This window comes from Bacillus sp. PAMC28748 (genome assembly GCF_014250415.1).
In the GTDB taxonomy this organism is placed as follows: domain Bacteria; phylum Bacillota; class Bacilli; order Bacillales; family Bacillaceae; genus Bacillus; species Bacillus licheniformis.
The window spans coordinates 3,439,913-3,453,645 of the sequence record NZ_CP060192.1 but is presented as its reverse complement, the minus strand read 5'-3'; the positions used below and the strand labels follow the sequence as shown (position 1 = coordinate 3,453,645).

Here is a 13,733-nt window from a genome sequence, read left to right as displayed (position 1 = left end):
AGCAGGGCTTTATTTTCTTTTTCCGCGATGTTGGTTTATAATACATATGCGAGTGGATGTTGCAATCATCATCACCAATCAGCTTTAAAAAGGCAGGAGGAATAATCATGAGCGTACATATTGGCGCAGAAAAAGGACAAATTGCAGAAACGGTGCTGCTTCCAGGAGACCCGCTGCGCGCAAAATATATCGCTGATACATATTTGGAAAACGTTGAATGTTATAACGAAGTACGGGGAATGTACGGGTTTACCGGCACTTATAAAGGAAAGCGCGTTTCCGTTCAGGGGACGGGCATGGGTGTGCCGTCTATTTCAATTTATGTCAATGAACTGATCAGAAGCTATGATGTGAAAAACCTGATCCGCGTCGGATCGTGCGGTGCGATCAGAAAAGACGTCAATGTAAGAGATGTCATTCTTGCGATGACTTCATCAACTGATTCACAAATCAACAGAGTGGCATTCGGCTCGATCGACTTTGCGCCCTGCGCGGACTTCGGCCTGCTAAAAGCTGCTTATGACGCTGCAAGTGAGCGGAACATCCCGGTTACGGCAGGGAATGTGTTTACGGCGGATCAATTCTATAACGACGACAGCCAAATTGAGAAGCTTGCCAAACACGGAGTGCTTGCGGTCGAGATGGAAACGACGGCGCTTTATACATTGGCTGCGAAATTCGGCCGAAAAGCCCTCTCCATTTTAACGGTCAGCGATCACGTCATTACCGGCGAGGAAACAACGGCAGAAGAAAGACAGACGACCTTTAATGATATGATTCTGCTGGCTCTGGATACTGCTTTGTAAAAGCATACATGCACTGAAAAAGGATGGATTCGAATGAACGGAAAGTACAAATACGTGACGATTGCTTCATTGCTGAGTGCAGCGGTCCTGCTTGGCACAGGATGTACCATGACCGAACAGAAGCAAAATGACACGGCTAAAACACAGAATACTGCAAATGCAAGCAAGGATGCAAAAGACCAAAAGTCAGACAGCAGCCTGGAAGATCAGGACTTCATACTCGAGAGCAAGTACTTTAATCAAATAAAAGATGTAGACGGGCTGCCGACGATTCAAAATCCGGAAAACATAATGGCGCTTGTAAATAAAGAATACGCGCTTCCCGGCAACTATGCACCGAGCGACCTGACAGTGCCTGATGTCGCGTTTTCTTTTACCGAGGATATCGACAAGCGTTATATCAGAAAAGAAGCCGCCAAAGCGCTTGAAGAGATGTTCAGCGCCGCTAAGAAAGAAGGCTATGAACTCGTTGCAGTGTCCGGCTACAGATCCTATGACAGACAAAAAGCGATCTATAACAACGAAGTCAGCCAAAAGGGAGAAGAAAAGGCGAAAGAAGCTGTGGCATATCCGGGCCAAAGCGAGCATCAGACAGGACTTGCGATGGATATTTCCAGCAAAAGCAACGGCTTCGCCTTATCAGAGGAATTCGGCAATACGAAAGACGGACAATGGGTCGAGAAGAACGCCTACAAATACGGCTATATCATCCGCTATCCGAAAAATAAAGAAGACATCACGAAATATAAGTATGAACCTTGGCACCTGCGCTATGTAGGAAAAAAAGCGGCTAAAGCCATCCAAGAACACGACTTGACGCTTGAAGAGTATTTTAAACAGGTGAAAAAGATATAAAAATGAAAGGGCCGATATCAATCGGCCTTTTCATATTACCAAAAAAACAAGCCTGCAAGAGCCACACCGGCAATTAGACCGAGGCCAAGTCCGTATACAGGGCCCCAACCCCACCAGCCGCCGTAATATCCGTAGGCGAACCCGCGGCCTCCCCGTCTGATCATCGGGGCAATATATACTTTGCTTGGTGAAACACGGACGATTCTTCCGACATGGACGCGGCCTCCTTTGTCGGTGATTCTCGCAACTCTGCCAATATTTTGGTGGCAAAACCTATAATATCGGTCCACTTGAATGCTCCTTCCATCATCTAATCTATTCCTAGTCAGCTTATGACGGATTTAATAGAAAAGGTTGGACGAAAGAAGGAGGACAAATGATGATTTATAGATGTGATATAAAAATAATATGATCGAGAGAGTCCCGGTATTTTTCCAGGTAATGCAGGTGTTTTTCCATCGTTTCATAGTCTTTGTCGGAAATTGCAGGCGACAGATCCATTTCAACGGCGTCATCCGGGTCTCCTGCATCTTCCAATACGACAGGAATGATGTCAATCTTTGAAAATCCTTCTTCTCGAAGGACATTGACCCACTCATCCTCGTCATATAATGCGGTGAATCCGTAAAATTCCGTGATTTCTTTTTTTGCTTCGTCTGTCAGTGCGTTTCCTTCCTTAAGGCAGACTTCGATCGCGACCAGCATCCCTCCGGGTTTTAAAATCCGCCGGATTTCCTGTAAAGCAGACCGGATATTTGTGAAGCTCAGCACAGATTCAGTTAATACACAGGCAAAGCTTTCAGACTGAAACGGCATTTCCTCAAGTGGAGAGCGGACAGCCGGAATGGAAAGCTGTTCTTTTTTAAAACGCTGTCGGGCTTTATCGATCATGACCGGGTCGGCATCAAGGGCAGTGACAGGAAACAGAAGCTGACCCAAATAAGCGGCGGTCTGGCCGGTTCCGCAGCCTGCATCAAGAATCGGCTGCTCAGGGTCGATGCCGGCTTTGGCGAGCACTGCCTTTGACAGGGACATCCCGCCGGGATGAGCGGATGAGACGCCGAAGCTGGCGAGCATGTCTAAATAATCGCTCAAATTGAGATCCCTCCTTTTTTGTATGCATATGCAAAAGCGGAATAATGGTTGAAAACGATCGAATGCCAGCATCCCGGAAAAATCGGTATTTAAGTGATTCGAGTTGACGAATAAAGATTCGTCCATGATAATATGGTAAGAAGAAAAGGTGGTGTTCGTTTGAAACAGCAGTTGAAACTCTTTTTGGCTGTATTGATTACGGCCGTCGCCGCCTCCGCACTGACGCTTTATCTGGTGGGCAAAGGCAGCGGCGGTTCAGTATATTCCGCTTCAGATTCCGAGAAATTCGAAAAGCTGATGGCGGCGTACGACAAAATCAAGAGCGACTATTATCAAAATGCAGACGATGAAAACCTGACTGACGGCGCGATTAAAGGGATGCTTGGAGCTTTGGATGATCCATATTCTACATACATGGATAAGAAAGAAGCTAAAAGCTTTGAAGAAAGCATTACATCTTCTTTTGAAGGAATCGGCGCCCAAGTAGAAGAAAAAAATGGACAAATTCTAATCGTCGCGCCTATTAAAGGATCTCCCGCAGAAAAAGCCGGCTTAAAGCCGCATGATGAAATTCAGAAAGTGGACGGCAAAAGCGTAAAAGGCAAGACCGTCAACGAAGCGACAGCGATGATCCGCGGCAAAAAAGGCACGAATGTCAAACTTGTTCTCAACAGGGAAGGCGTCGGCCAAATCGATGTTACGATTAAGCGCGATACGATTCCGATCGAAACGGTTTATTCCAAAATGATCGACGGCAATATCGGTGAAATCCAAATTACGTCTTTCTCTGAAAATACCGCAAAAGAACTGACAAAAGCCATTGATGACTTGTCTGAAAAAGGTGCGGAACGATTCGTGCTGGATCTTAGAGGAAATCCAGGCGGGCTGATGGACCAAGCGATTATGATGAGCAACATGTTTGTCGATAAAGGCAAAACCATCATGCAGGTTGAATCCAAAAACGGAAAAAAAGAAGTGTACAAAGCTGAGAAGGAGCGAAAAGTGAACAAGCCGACCGTTGTTCTCGTCAACGGAGGAACGGCAAGCGCCGCTGAGATCATGGCCGCAGCACTTCACCAGTCTTCAGGCATCCCGATCGTCGGTGAAAATACGTTTGGGAAAGGGACGGTTCAAAATGCGGAGAGCTTCTCCGACGGATCGACCGTCAAGCTGACGATTGCCAAGTGGCTGACGCCGAATGGGGACTGGATTCACGAAAAAGGAATCAAACCTCAATATAAAGCGGAGCTCCCAAGCTATGCCAAACTGCCGTACCTGGATTCCAAAAAAGAGTATAAGGCAGGCAGCACCGGAGACGAAGTGAAAGCCGCCCAGCAAATGCTTCAAGCGCTCGGCTATAAGCTGAATGCGACTGGAGCTTTCGACGCACAGACGGAAGCTGCCGTTAAGGCTTTTCAAAAAGACCAAAAGCTGAAAACGACAGGCATCCTAACGGGCGAGACGACAATCAGCCTGACAAGCAAGCTGCAGGATAAGCTTTCCGACAATGATACGCAGTTGGATAAAGCGATTGAGATCTTAAAAAAAGAGAAATAAAAGAAACCCTTGCGCTCACACTGAACTGACCCGTTAAAATGAGACTTAGAAAAAACACCTATGCTGCCTGTCCCCTGTATTCCAGTGGGGACAGGTAGTTTAATTTTGCCTGAATTCGTACATGATTATATCGATACATGTATTGATTTACAATTTGTACTACTTTAGAATTGGATATAGATGCTCTACTTTGAGCGTTAAATCCTTCCGACTTTAGCGAGGAGTGAAAGGATTCAATGACGGCATTATCATGGCAGTTTCCTTTTCGAGACATGCTTGTGGTAATGCCTTTTTCTTTGGCCAAATTCTGATATGCATGTGAAGTATAGACAGATCCCTGGTCGCTATGAAGAAGTAACCCTACTGGTTTACGTAATTCTACAGCTTCCCTCAATGTGTCTAATACTAGGTTAATATCTTGGCTCGTACCTATTTTGTAAGCCACTATTTCGTTGTTATATAAGTCCATAATCGTTGATAAATATAACATAGTCGAGCCATAAGGTAAGTAGGTAATGTCGGTTACCCATTTTTCATTTAATCGGCTTGCTTTAAAATTACGATTGAGAGTGTTCGGCACAATAATATTACTCTCACCACAAATGTACTTTTGTCGCTTCTTCTTAACTTGACACTGAATCTCAAACTTTTGCATAATTTTTTGTACAGTTTTGCGGTTTACATTTATCCCATACTTTCTGTTTAAGATGGATTTAATTTTACGATGACCATAGTGATAGAAGTTTTTCTTACACAGCTTGATTACTAGCTCTTCTAATGAAGTTAGCTCAACTTTTTTATACTTCTTTTTCCAACGGTAATATGTTGACTTAGGTATGCCTAATACTCCAAGAATATCAATTATTTTAAAAGTGGCTGAGAGTTCTTCTACAACTTGGACAATGACTCGTGGCTCCAACTCCTTTCGATCTCCTGGTACTTTTTTATAATTGCCAATTGAGCCTCTAGCTGTTTATTCTTTAGTTTTAATTCTTCTAGCTCACTCATTTCCTCCGATTCTTTACCGTAGGAATATTGTTTTCCAACTTGTTGCGAAAATCGATAGGTTTGGCCTGTTTTGTACCATCGCATCCATGTTTTAATTTGAGTCTTATTTTTTATCCCCAGTTGTTCCATTATTTCTTTGTTTGTCATTCCAGCTTGTTTCATTTTAATTACTTCCCATTTTACTTCTTCTGCGTAATGTACTCTTGTGCCCATAGAAAAACACCCTCCTAAGAATCATATTGTATTAATACGATTCAGGGGGTGTTTTTTCCTTGTCTCATTTATTTGGGTCTCTCCACACGGAGCACAAGGGTTTTTTGGTGATCAGGCGCTTTTTTGCACATTCTTCTTAGTATGAAACAAATAGTTGATCACAGAATTGTGTTTTACATTTTTCACAAAAAACGGATTCAACAAGACAACAGTCAAAAGGTTGGCTGCAAGGCCCCAGAATCCTTCGTAAATGCCGAAAGTGGCCCCTGTCAAATAAACGGTAAATGTAACGGCAAGGCCGATGAGAAGACCGATGATCGTCGCTTCCTTCGTCTGGTTTTTCCAGAACAGGCTGATGACGATGGCCGGGAATATCTGCACCATGCCTGAAACGCCGAGAAGCTGAAGCGTGACAAGCGCTGCGGGGAACAGCATTCCAAATAAAAGGGCCAGGCCGATGACGACAAATACCATTGAGCGCGTAATGATCGTCAGTTTTTGCCCCGAAACGCGGGGATTGATCAAATCGCGGTATAAATTGTTGGCGAATAGATTAGACGCCCCGATCGCCATGATCGAACACGGGATCAGACTTGCCAGGGCAATTGTTGAATAGGCGAATCCTTGCGTGACGCCGCCGTAGGAACTTTGGATTAAATACAGCAAGGCAAATCTCGGATTAATGTCATCGGGAAGTACGAGAAATGCGATAAAGCCTAAGAAAATGACTAAGATCAATACGATATTGTACAGCGGCAGAAACATGCTGTTTTTTCTGAGCGCATCCGCGCTGTTCGCCGTGAAGACGCCTGTCGCCGCATGGGCCCACATGAACAGGGCAAACGCGGAAACGATCGATGCCGTGATGAACCAGGCGATCCCGCGCGGTCCGTCAGAAGGGATCGTCAGCATATGCGGCGCTTCATTTGCAAGCTTGTCAATCATCGGCGTCCAGCCGTTAAAATGGATGAGCGGCAACGAAACGACCATAAACAGCATCATCACCCAAACTAAAATATCTTTAATAATGGCGGTATATGTAGGACCTTTGATGCCGCTGAAAAACGTATAGAGCGCGACAAGGATGAATGATATGATCACGACGGCATTGACGTTAATAAACCCTGTACCCGCGACTTGAAGCGTATCCTGGATTCCGCTGAGCTGCAGGCAGATATACGGGATCAGCATCAAGACGCCGACAATGGCAACAAGCGAAGACAGCAGCTTGCTGCTGAAACGTTCCCTTGCGTAATCGGCCAGCGTCGTCAGCTGATGTACTTTCGCCACCTTCCAAATCTTCGGCAGAAAAAAGTACGCGATAAAATAGGCCAAAACCGAATAAGGGATCGCGAAAAAAGCAACGCTTCCGCTTGTAAAAGCGGTGCTTGTCAATCCTAAAAACGTGTAGGCTGTATACAAGTCGGCGCCGACGAGAAACCAGACGAGCAGCCCGCCGAACCGCCTTCCGCCGACCGACCATTCTTCAACCGATTTCCGCGACTGTTTATTGCTGCCGGCGATAAATCCGATACAAACTACGGCCAAAATGATGCCGGCGGTAATGAGGAGCGCTGTTAGATTTCCCTGCATCACTCATAACCTCCGTTTCTTTTCTCAAATCTGTAAATCGCAAATGTGATCAGCGGTGTCAGCACAATCCACAGCACCAGCCAAAAATGAAAAAACGGAAGTCCGAAAACGATCGGATCGATCCGGTTTACAAACGGCAGCAAGGCAAGCTGTCCGATAAAAGGGATGATGAACAGAACCCATTTGAAAAGCTGTTGATTCACCTTTTTTCCTCCTTAAGCCATTTTGATGTTCATAATCATAGCAGTTGTCAGATTTAATCACAAGATAATTATTAGAAAAAAGTGATTTTTTAAATTATTTAAACAATAGTTCTGTCTTGCATATTCGAAAACATAACTTTACAATAATTAATATCTCGAATTCAAGATAAAAAGATGATGATGGAAACAGAAGGGGTGCACCATATTGCAGGAGGCTCCAAAGTAATGTATGGGAAAGAGACAGTGAACAGGGCTCTTTGATTGATGAACAGTTGGAGAGTCTCTTTCGGTGAATTGAAGCTTTCCGAAATGATTGCAGGCCAATTGAAGGCATACTTCCAAAATGGAAAAGGAGTGAAAGGAAATGAATTATATATATGAAAAAGGGGACTCTGATCTCACCCTGTTGTTATTGCATGGAACAGGGGGAAACGAACACGATCTTCTGCCGATCGGCAAGATGATTGATCCCGATGCAAATTTGCTCGGGGTCAGGGGAAATGTGCTGGAAAACGGAATGCCCCGTTTTTTCAGGCGGCTGAGAGAAGGGGTGTTTGACGAAAAAGATTTGATCGAACGGACGGATGAATTAAAAACGTTTCTAGATGAAGCAGCCAAGGAACTTCACTTTGACAGAAGCCGGGTGGTCGCAATCGGCTATTCAAACGGCGCCAATATCGCGGGAAGTCTGCTGTTCCGTCATGAACATGTACTGAAAGGGGCGATTTTGCATCATCCGATGGTTCCGTTTAGAAATCGCAAGCTCCCTGATATGACAGGTCTGCCCGTGTTTATCGGGGCCGGCAAAACAGATCCGCTCTGTCCGCCGCAGGAATCAAGCGAGCTTGCCGGCTATTTCACAAACGCCGGCGCCAAAGTGCTCCTTCACTGGGAAGGCGGAGGCCATCAGCTGACACACGGCGAAATTGAAAAGGCGAAAATCTGGTATGAAAAGCATATAAAAGCATAAAAATAAACCTTAGTCCTTTTTTGGGACTAAGGTTTTTAACATGTTTACAGCCATGTAGATACGTCAGACACATCGAAACGATTGCTTTTGTGCGCAGGTTTGACCGGCTTTCCGACCGAAATCAGCATAACCGGTACATAGCGTTCATCGATGTTGAATTCTTTCACAAATGCTTCCTTGTCAAAGCCGCCCATTGCGCATGTGTCATAGCCCATTGCTTTGGCTGCGATCATCAGCTGCATGGCTGCTAGAGATGCGTTTGTAAACGCGGCGTCTCTTGCAAATCCGCTGTTTTGATAAGCGCCGTTGATTTGTCCGAGCAGCGTGTTTTTGATTTCTTTAGTCATATAGCCTGCTTCTGCCAGAGGGCCGTATACGGCTTCACCGTTCAGATTCGCTTGTAAGTCCCCGAGCACCGCTACGACCGCAGAGGCCTGACTGACTTGCTTTTGGTTGAACGCGATCGGAAGGAGCCTATCTTTTGATTCCTGGCTGTGAAAGACTGTAAAATGCCAGTGCTGCAGATTCCAGGCTGACGGAGCCTTTGTGGTGATGCTCAGCAGCTTTGTCAGCTCCTCTTTGGAAATCGAAACGCTTGTGTCATATTCTTTAATCGAAGTACGCTCTTCCAGAATGTTGAGAGCGGTGTTTTCTTGTGAAGACATGTGACTTCCTCCTTTGGGCTAAACGTGTTATGATAGAGTTAGATAAAAAGTTAGAAACTTACTTTTTGTAACTTTAATGAGTATTTTAATGGCACACATTATATTTGTCAACTGGATATGGAGGGGTGAGAGAATTGGGGTTTACAATGTGTCCTAGAATGGAAGCCGCCTTTTCTTTACTCGGCAAACGATGGAATGGACTGATCATCCATGTATTATTGGATGGACCTAAACGATTTAAAGACTTGACTGAAATGATACCGATGATCAGCCAGAAAATGCTGGCTGAACGTTTAAAAGAGCTCGAACACTGCAAAATAGTCGAGCGTCAAGTGCTCCCGGAAACGCCGGTAAAAGTGATCTATCAATTGACAGACAAGGGAACGGCGCTGGAGCCTGTCCTCAAGGAGATACAAACCTGGGCCGAAAGCCATTGTGATCCGGAAGGGAGCTGACCGGATTGAACAGTAAAGAAACTGTCGTCATTACAGGCGGGGCAAAAGGCATTGGAAGAGACCTCGTGGCCGCCTATGCTCAAAAAGGTTTTATCGTCGTATTCGCCGACGTATTGAAGGAAGAGGGTGAACAGCTTGAAAAAGAGCTGACCGCTTCCGGTGCGCGGGTCCAATTTGCACCTTGTGATGTAGCTTCTGAAGAAGACGTGAAACGGCTGATGCAGGAAGCTTCCCGAAACGGCCGTTCGATATCGGCGCTCATCAATAATGCGGGCCGATCAGTTTGGAAGTCCCCTTACGACTTGACGGCTGAAGAATGGGACGGCGTCCTGAATACGAATTTGAAAGGCGCGTTTCTTTGCGCAAGAGAAGCGGCCAAAAGAATGAAAGAGGCGAAAACAGGCGGTGCCATCGTCAATATCGCTTCGACAAGGGCATTTATGTCCGAACCGGACTCAGAAGCCTATGCCGCGTCAAAAGGGGGCTTAATAGCTTTGACTCACGCATTGGCCGCGTCTTTAAGCAAAGATTCAATCGTGGTCAACAGCATTTCCCCGGGCTGGATTGAAACCGGTGATTATACTGCCCTGCGGCCTATTGACCACGCGCAGCATTTGTCAAACAGGGTCGGCCGCCCACAGGATATCGTCAAAGCATGCTTTTATTTGACCGATCCGGACAATCGCTTCGTCACCGGTACAAACATAACGGTGGACGGCGGAATGACAAAAAAAAATGATTTATGAAGAATAGCCCAAACGTTTCCCGACTTTATGAATACCTTTACTATAGGCAGACATAAAGGAGGATAAAAGCCAATGAACCCTCATATGCTTTATTCGAGATCAGGTCCTGCCGGATACCCGGCCAGATTCCCGTTATTCTGGGGTTTTGGAGCGCCGCTTGTCGGCGGATTGCTGGGCGGATTTCTCGGAAGCGCGATTTTTAACTACCCAAGACCTTACGCTTACCCGCCGCCATACCCGGGACCTTACGGCGGCGCGCCTTATTACGGCTACGGGGCAGCTCCTGGGGCTTTTCCGTACGGAGGTGTTCCGGGCGCAGCTCCATACAGAGGAGCAGGACCGGGCTATTGATCAATAAGCCAATTGTTGCTGGCGTCTAAATGCCGGATGTCAATATGAAGCGGCGGCCAAAGCCTGCGAATCTTTTCGCCTTTGGCCGCCGTCTCATTCTTTCCGGATCGATCAGTCAGGGAACTGTACTTTTCCCGGTACGGTATATGCGCTTGACGTCCCGTTTTCCGGAAGCTTTTTTATCGTGTCTTTGACGACTTTTCCTCGGATATCTGTGATCCTGACTTTAAGCGGACTTGTCCCGAGATTGGTGCTGACGAAATGGTTGTAATCCGTTTTCTCCATGTTGATCCACTTTCCGTCTTTGTAATATTCCATTTTCATGACGGGATATTTGTGGTTTCTGACTTGGATCGCCGCCCACCATTGGCTGCTGCCTTCTTTGATCCGGTAAGTGAAATTGCCGGTAATCGGCGCTTTGACTATACGCCATTTAATGTCGATTTTGCCGTCTTTCATATCGCCGATCTCGCGAAAAGCGTTCGGTGAAAGGTCAAGGGCTCCCGGCGCTCCTTCAGGATACAGATCGGTAACATAGACGGTCGTTTTTCCTTTCGGCCCTTCAACCCGCAGATAGGCGCCGGCAAGAGCAGCTTTCACACCGCGGTAATTCATATCTGTCGGATTTAAAGCGGTGATCTTCATATTGGACGGAATAGGGTCCAAAAGCAATGCGCCGCCGGAGTAGCCCGACCCCGTATAAGTGGCATAGCCCGTATGCAGTGAGTTGTACGCAGCGGAAGCTTGAGGCGAAAAACAAAGGATTGTCAAAAACATTGCTGTGATCAATATGCTGATTTTCTTTTTCATATACATCCTCCTGTTTTATAAATTGAGAACCATTATCATTATAAGGACAAATCGACAACAGCCGAAAGAGGAAATAGTTACAGAGACTTTTTAAGGAATAATGACTAACACTGTCAAAATTTAAAGGCGCGGCCGAATGTCAGGCAAATGAGATGATCATCCTTGAGGAGTAGTGTTAAGATGATACAGGAAGAAAAAAAACAGCCTGCTTTTTCAAGCTGGCCGTTTTCAAAACGTGATGTCGATTTCAGACAGGTTAAAGTCCTCATTTTTTAAGAACATCACTTCCAAAATGCCGTCTTTAAATATTGCTTTCGTACCCTTTCTGCGCACTAGAGAGGGGAGAACGACTTTTTCCTGCCGCCCTTTTTCAGGGTAGTTTTCTATGATCAGGGTTTGTGAAGTATGTTTAATTTTCAGAAGGTTAAGCTGTTCTTTGGTGAGCGGTATTTTAACAAATACATGGCTTGTCGTTTCAAAAATATCAATCGGATCAGATTCATCTGCCGCCGATGTTTCTTTTGAGAGAGGGTCACGAAAAGGAAATTGAACTGCATACCCCGGTCCGAAAACGCTTTTCATCATGTGGTGGATATATTGCTCCACATCTTTCGGGTCAGCGTTTTTTAATCCGTCCTTGGAAAACTGCTGAAATGGAAAAAAGCGTTGCCAATCAAACACGATCACACTTCCTTTCACATAGACGGTACAGTATATGCAAAAAAGTGCGGAAAGTGATGAAGAAGAAAGGAAAGAAACAGACATGAATCATTCATCTCAAACGAAAGGAATCATTTACACAGCGCTTTCTTATTTGCTGTGGGGGCTCCTTCCTTTATATTGGAAAGTGCTCGATCAGACGGCCGCGCTCGATATTCTGGCGCACCGGATTATCTGGTCATTTGTTTTTATGTGCGGGGTGCTTCTCGTTTTGCGGCAGTGGAAAAACGGAGTCAAAGCATTTCGCTCGCTTTCGGGAAACCGAAAGGAATTTGTTCCGCTCATTTTGTCGTCCGTTCTGATTTCGATCAATTGGTATGTCTACATATGGGCCGTCAGCAACGGCTATATTCTTGAAGCGAGCCTGGGCTACTACATCAATCCGCTCGTATCGATCGTTCTCGGAATTGTCTTTTTAAAGGAAAAGCTAACGCGGATGCAGGGAGCGGCAGTTCTTCTCGCTGCCCTCGGCGTGCTTATTTCAGCTTTTCAGTACGGGTCCGTGCCGTACATCGCCCTGATGCTCGCATTCAGCTTCGGGCTCTACGGACTGGCGAAAAAGCGCACATCGCTCTCAAGTGCCATAGGACTTACTTTGGAAACGATGATGATCGCTCCGGTTGCAGCGATCTACCTGCTGTTCTTCAGCCATCCGGAGAAGGCTCAGGCAGCCTCAGGGAGCATCGGCATGATGGTGCTGCTGTTTCTGGCGGGGGTGCTGACCGCGATTCCGCTGCTTTTATTTGCGGAAGGTGCAAAGAAACTGCCGCTCTATCAAGTCGGCATTTTGCAATATATCGCTCCGACCATTACATTATGTTTAGGCGTTTTCGTCTACCATGAACCGTTCAACAGCAGCAAGGTCTTTACGTTTTCCTGCATATGGGCGGCGCTGATATTGTTTACACTTTCGCAATTTCAATGGAAGAGACCGGAGAAGGTATTTTTAAAAAGAAAAAAATCCTTTCATCCGTAAGCCCTCTTTCTTTTCAAGAAACACCGATTATGTATAATTAAACATTATTGAAGCAATTCGGAGGTTGTTCCGTCATGGCAGATGAACTGGAGCTTTTCCAGGCATATAAAACCCTTTGGAAAAACCGGACGATGGAGGGGGAAGGCAGGGAGGCGCTTCATCAGGCGGTTGATGATGAGCTGAACGACCTCGGCACCCATCCAAGGCTCAGAAAGACGAAGCACGAAAAATACTATCAATCAATCCGGCGCATCGTGAATTCACAATTGGAATCAGAAATGAAGCTCAAGCTGATTGAATGTCATACGGAACGATTGGAGTTATTAACAAACGAAGAAAGCAGGGAGTAACATGAAAGCAATAAAAAAAGAAGATGTGCAGGCTTCTTTGGAAACATTTTTAAATCAGCCTGTTTACATTCATTTGGAAACGACAACCGGATCGTATTCCGCGCATAAAGATGAGCAGAACATGACCGTGGTGGCATATATCAGAAACGCGAAGGTAGCCTGCTCCCGGGCCAAAATCACGGGCGAGGGACCATTTCGCGCCGGTTTGAAAACCGAAGACGGCTGGATCTACGCCGAAGGCCTGACGGATTATACGGTTGACGATGAAGGAAGGTTGCTTCTTGCCGGCTATTTGCCGGGCGGCAAACTCGCCATTTCGCTTCAAATCAGCAAAAAGCCATTTGCAGTCTAAAAAGAAGG

18 protein-coding genes are annotated in these 13,733 nt (G+C 45.8%); 10 read left to right on the top strand and 8 right to left on the bottom strand.

What is annotated here, in order from left to right; genetic code table 11:
• Positions 1-107: 107 nt before the first annotated feature.
• Together deoD and H7F26_RS17660 are read left to right on the top strand one after the other, a co-directional pair.
• Entirely contained in the window at positions 108-806 is a 699-nt protein-coding gene (gene deoD, locus H7F26_RS17665) for a purine-nucleoside phosphorylase (protein WP_003182742.1), read from the top strand.
• Between the two features lie 33 nt (positions 807-839).
• Positions 840-1,661, top strand: a complete 822-nt coding sequence (locus H7F26_RS17660) for a M15 family metallopeptidase (RefSeq protein WP_003182740.1) — start codon at positions 840-842, stop codon at positions 1,659-1,661.
• 35 nt (positions 1,662-1,696) lie between these two features.
• Here the strand turns inward: H7F26_RS17660 and H7F26_RS17655 are convergent, their stop codons facing one another.
• Positions 1,697-1,951 carry a hypothetical protein gene (locus H7F26_RS17655; protein ID WP_003182737.1) on the bottom strand — a complete coding sequence of 85 codons (255 nt, stop codon included), beginning with the start codon at positions 1,949-1,951 and terminating at the stop codon, positions 1,697-1,699.
• A gap of 94 nt (positions 1,952-2,045) precedes the next feature.
• Positions 2,046-2,756 carry a class I SAM-dependent methyltransferase gene (locus H7F26_RS17650; protein ID WP_003182736.1) on the bottom strand — a complete coding sequence of 237 codons (711 nt, stop codon included), beginning with the start codon at positions 2,754-2,756 and terminating at the stop codon, positions 2,046-2,048.
• A 159-nt stretch (positions 2,757-2,915) separates the two neighbouring features.
• On the opposite strand from H7F26_RS17650, the gene H7F26_RS17645 reads away from it, so the two are divergent.
• Positions 2,916-4,313, top strand: coding sequence for a S41 family peptidase (locus H7F26_RS17645; protein WP_003182733.1), 1,398 nt, complete (start codon positions 2,916-2,918; stop codon positions 4,311-4,313).
• A 58-nt stretch (positions 4,314-4,371) separates the two neighbouring features.
• On the opposite strand, the gene H7F26_RS17640 is transcribed toward H7F26_RS17645, so the two are convergent.
• The 3 genes from H7F26_RS17640 to H7F26_RS17630 form a co-directional block, all read right to left on the bottom strand.
• Positions 4,372-5,534, bottom strand: a protein-coding gene (locus H7F26_RS17640) for an IS3 family transposase (RefSeq protein WP_085959889.1) whose coding sequence is annotated in 2 segments (ribosomal slippage) — positions 4,372-5,258 and positions 5,258-5,534 — 1,164 coding nt in all. Because the reading frame shifts where the segments join, the coding sequence is not laid out codon by codon here.
• A gap of 111 nt (positions 5,535-5,645) precedes the next feature.
• Positions 5,646-7,127: a sodium:solute symporter family protein gene (locus tag H7F26_RS17635; RefSeq protein ID WP_003182732.1), complete on the bottom strand. Its 1,482-nt coding sequence runs from the start codon at positions 7,125-7,127 to the stop codon at positions 5,646-5,648.
• The gene (locus H7F26_RS17630; RefSeq protein ID WP_003182729.1) at positions 7,127-7,330 is read right to left on the bottom strand and encodes a DUF3311 domain-containing protein; all 204 of its coding nucleotides are present in this window, start codon (positions 7,328-7,330) and stop codon (positions 7,127-7,129) included. The genes H7F26_RS17635 and H7F26_RS17630 overlap by 1 nt, the downstream gene beginning before the upstream one ends.
• A 364-nt stretch (positions 7,331-7,694) precedes the next feature.
• Here H7F26_RS17630 and H7F26_RS17625 point away from each other — a divergent pair, with 364 nt between their 5' ends.
• Positions 7,695-8,300, top strand: coding sequence for an alpha/beta hydrolase (locus H7F26_RS17625; RefSeq protein WP_009328057.1), 606 nt, complete (start codon positions 7,695-7,697; stop codon positions 8,298-8,300).
• A gap of 44 nt (positions 8,301-8,344) precedes the next feature.
• Here the strand turns inward: H7F26_RS17625 and H7F26_RS17620 are convergent, their stop codons facing one another.
• Complete coding sequence (locus tag H7F26_RS17620; protein ID WP_017474777.1) at positions 8,345-8,965, bottom strand: nitroreductase family protein; 621 nt, start codon at positions 8,963-8,965, stop codon at positions 8,345-8,347.
• Positions 8,966-9,099: 134 nt separating this feature from the next.
• Between H7F26_RS17620 and H7F26_RS17615 the strand changes: the two genes are divergently transcribed.
• The 3 genes from H7F26_RS17615 to H7F26_RS17605 all read left to right on the top strand — a co-directional run bounded on the left by H7F26_RS17615 (position 9,100) and on the right by H7F26_RS17605 (position 10,517).
• On the top strand, positions 9,100-9,420 hold the full coding sequence (locus H7F26_RS17615) for a transcriptional regulator YodB (RefSeq protein WP_003182724.1): 321 nt from the start codon (positions 9,100-9,102) through the stop codon (positions 9,418-9,420).
• A 5-nt stretch (positions 9,421-9,425) separates the two neighbouring features.
• Entirely contained in the window at positions 9,426-10,166 is a 741-nt protein-coding gene (locus tag H7F26_RS17610; protein ID WP_100225866.1) for an SDR family oxidoreductase, read from the top strand.
• 72 nt (positions 10,167-10,238) lie between these two features.
• On the top strand, positions 10,239-10,517 hold the full coding sequence (locus tag H7F26_RS17605) for a hypothetical protein (protein ID WP_003182720.1): 279 nt from the start codon (positions 10,239-10,241) through the stop codon (positions 10,515-10,517).
• A gap of 111 nt (positions 10,518-10,628) precedes the next feature.
• On the opposite strand, the gene H7F26_RS17600 is transcribed toward H7F26_RS17605, so the two are convergent.
• Positions 10,629-11,327: an expansin ExlX gene (locus H7F26_RS17600; RefSeq protein WP_003182719.1), complete on the bottom strand. Its 699-nt coding sequence runs from the start codon at positions 11,325-11,327 to the stop codon at positions 10,629-10,631.
• 228 nt (positions 11,328-11,555) lie between these two features.
• Positions 11,556-12,008, bottom strand: a complete 453-nt coding sequence (locus H7F26_RS17595; protein ID WP_003182718.1) for a germination protein GerT — start codon at positions 12,006-12,008, stop codon at positions 11,556-11,558.
• A gap of 82 nt (positions 12,009-12,090) precedes the next feature.
• Here H7F26_RS17595 and rarD point away from each other — a divergent pair, with 82 nt between their 5' ends.
• From rarD to H7F26_RS17580, 3 genes are all read left to right on the top strand, one after another.
• Positions 12,091-13,023, top strand: a complete 933-nt coding sequence (rarD, locus tag H7F26_RS17590; protein WP_011198052.1) for an EamA family transporter RarD — start codon at positions 12,091-12,093, stop codon at positions 13,021-13,023.
• 74 nt (positions 13,024-13,097) lie between these two features.
• Positions 13,098-13,373: a hypothetical protein gene (locus H7F26_RS17585; protein ID WP_003182714.1), complete on the top strand. Its 276-nt coding sequence runs from the start codon at positions 13,098-13,100 to the stop codon at positions 13,371-13,373.
• Position 13,374: 1 nt separating this feature from the next.
• Positions 13,375-13,725 (top strand): YojF family protein, encoded by a 351-nt coding sequence (locus H7F26_RS17580; RefSeq protein WP_003182712.1) that lies wholly within the window; start codon positions 13,375-13,377, stop codon positions 13,723-13,725.
• The last annotated feature ends 8 nt before the right edge of the window (positions 13,726-13,733 follow it).

Excerpts from the sequence above, each read along its gene's own strand:
- deoD (WP_003182742.1), top strand. The coding sequence starts at position 108 with ATGAGCGTACATATTGGCGCAGAAAAAGGACAAATTGCAGAAACGGTG.
- H7F26_RS17660 (WP_003182740.1), top strand. The coding sequence starts at position 840 with ATGAACGGAAAGTACAAATACGTGACGATTGCTTCATTGCTGAGTGCA.
- H7F26_RS17635 (WP_003182732.1), bottom strand. The coding sequence starts at position 7,127 with ATGCAGGGAAATCTAACAGCGCTCCTCATTACCGCCGGCATCATTTTG.
- H7F26_RS17625 (WP_009328057.1), top strand. The coding sequence starts at position 7,695 with ATGAATTATATATATGAAAAAGGGGACTCTGATCTCACCCTGTTGTTA.
- H7F26_RS17620 (WP_017474777.1), bottom strand. The coding sequence starts at position 8,965 with ATGTCTTCACAAGAAAACACCGCTCTCAACATTCTGGAAGAGCGTACT.
- H7F26_RS17605 (WP_003182720.1), top strand. The coding sequence starts at position 10,239 with ATGAACCCTCATATGCTTTATTCGAGATCAGGTCCTGCCGGATACCCG.
- H7F26_RS17600 (WP_003182719.1), bottom strand. The coding sequence starts at position 11,327 with ATGAAAAAGAAAATCAGCATATTGATCACAGCAATGTTTTTGACAATC.
- rarD (WP_011198052.1), top strand. The coding sequence starts at position 12,091 with ATGAATCATTCATCTCAAACGAAAGGAATCATTTACACAGCGCTTTCT.
- H7F26_RS17585 (WP_003182714.1), top strand. The coding sequence starts at position 13,098 with ATGGCAGATGAACTGGAGCTTTTCCAGGCATATAAAACCCTTTGGAAA.
- H7F26_RS17580 (WP_003182712.1), top strand. The coding sequence starts at position 13,375 with ATGAAAGCAATAAAAAAAGAAGATGTGCAGGCTTCTTTGGAAACATTT.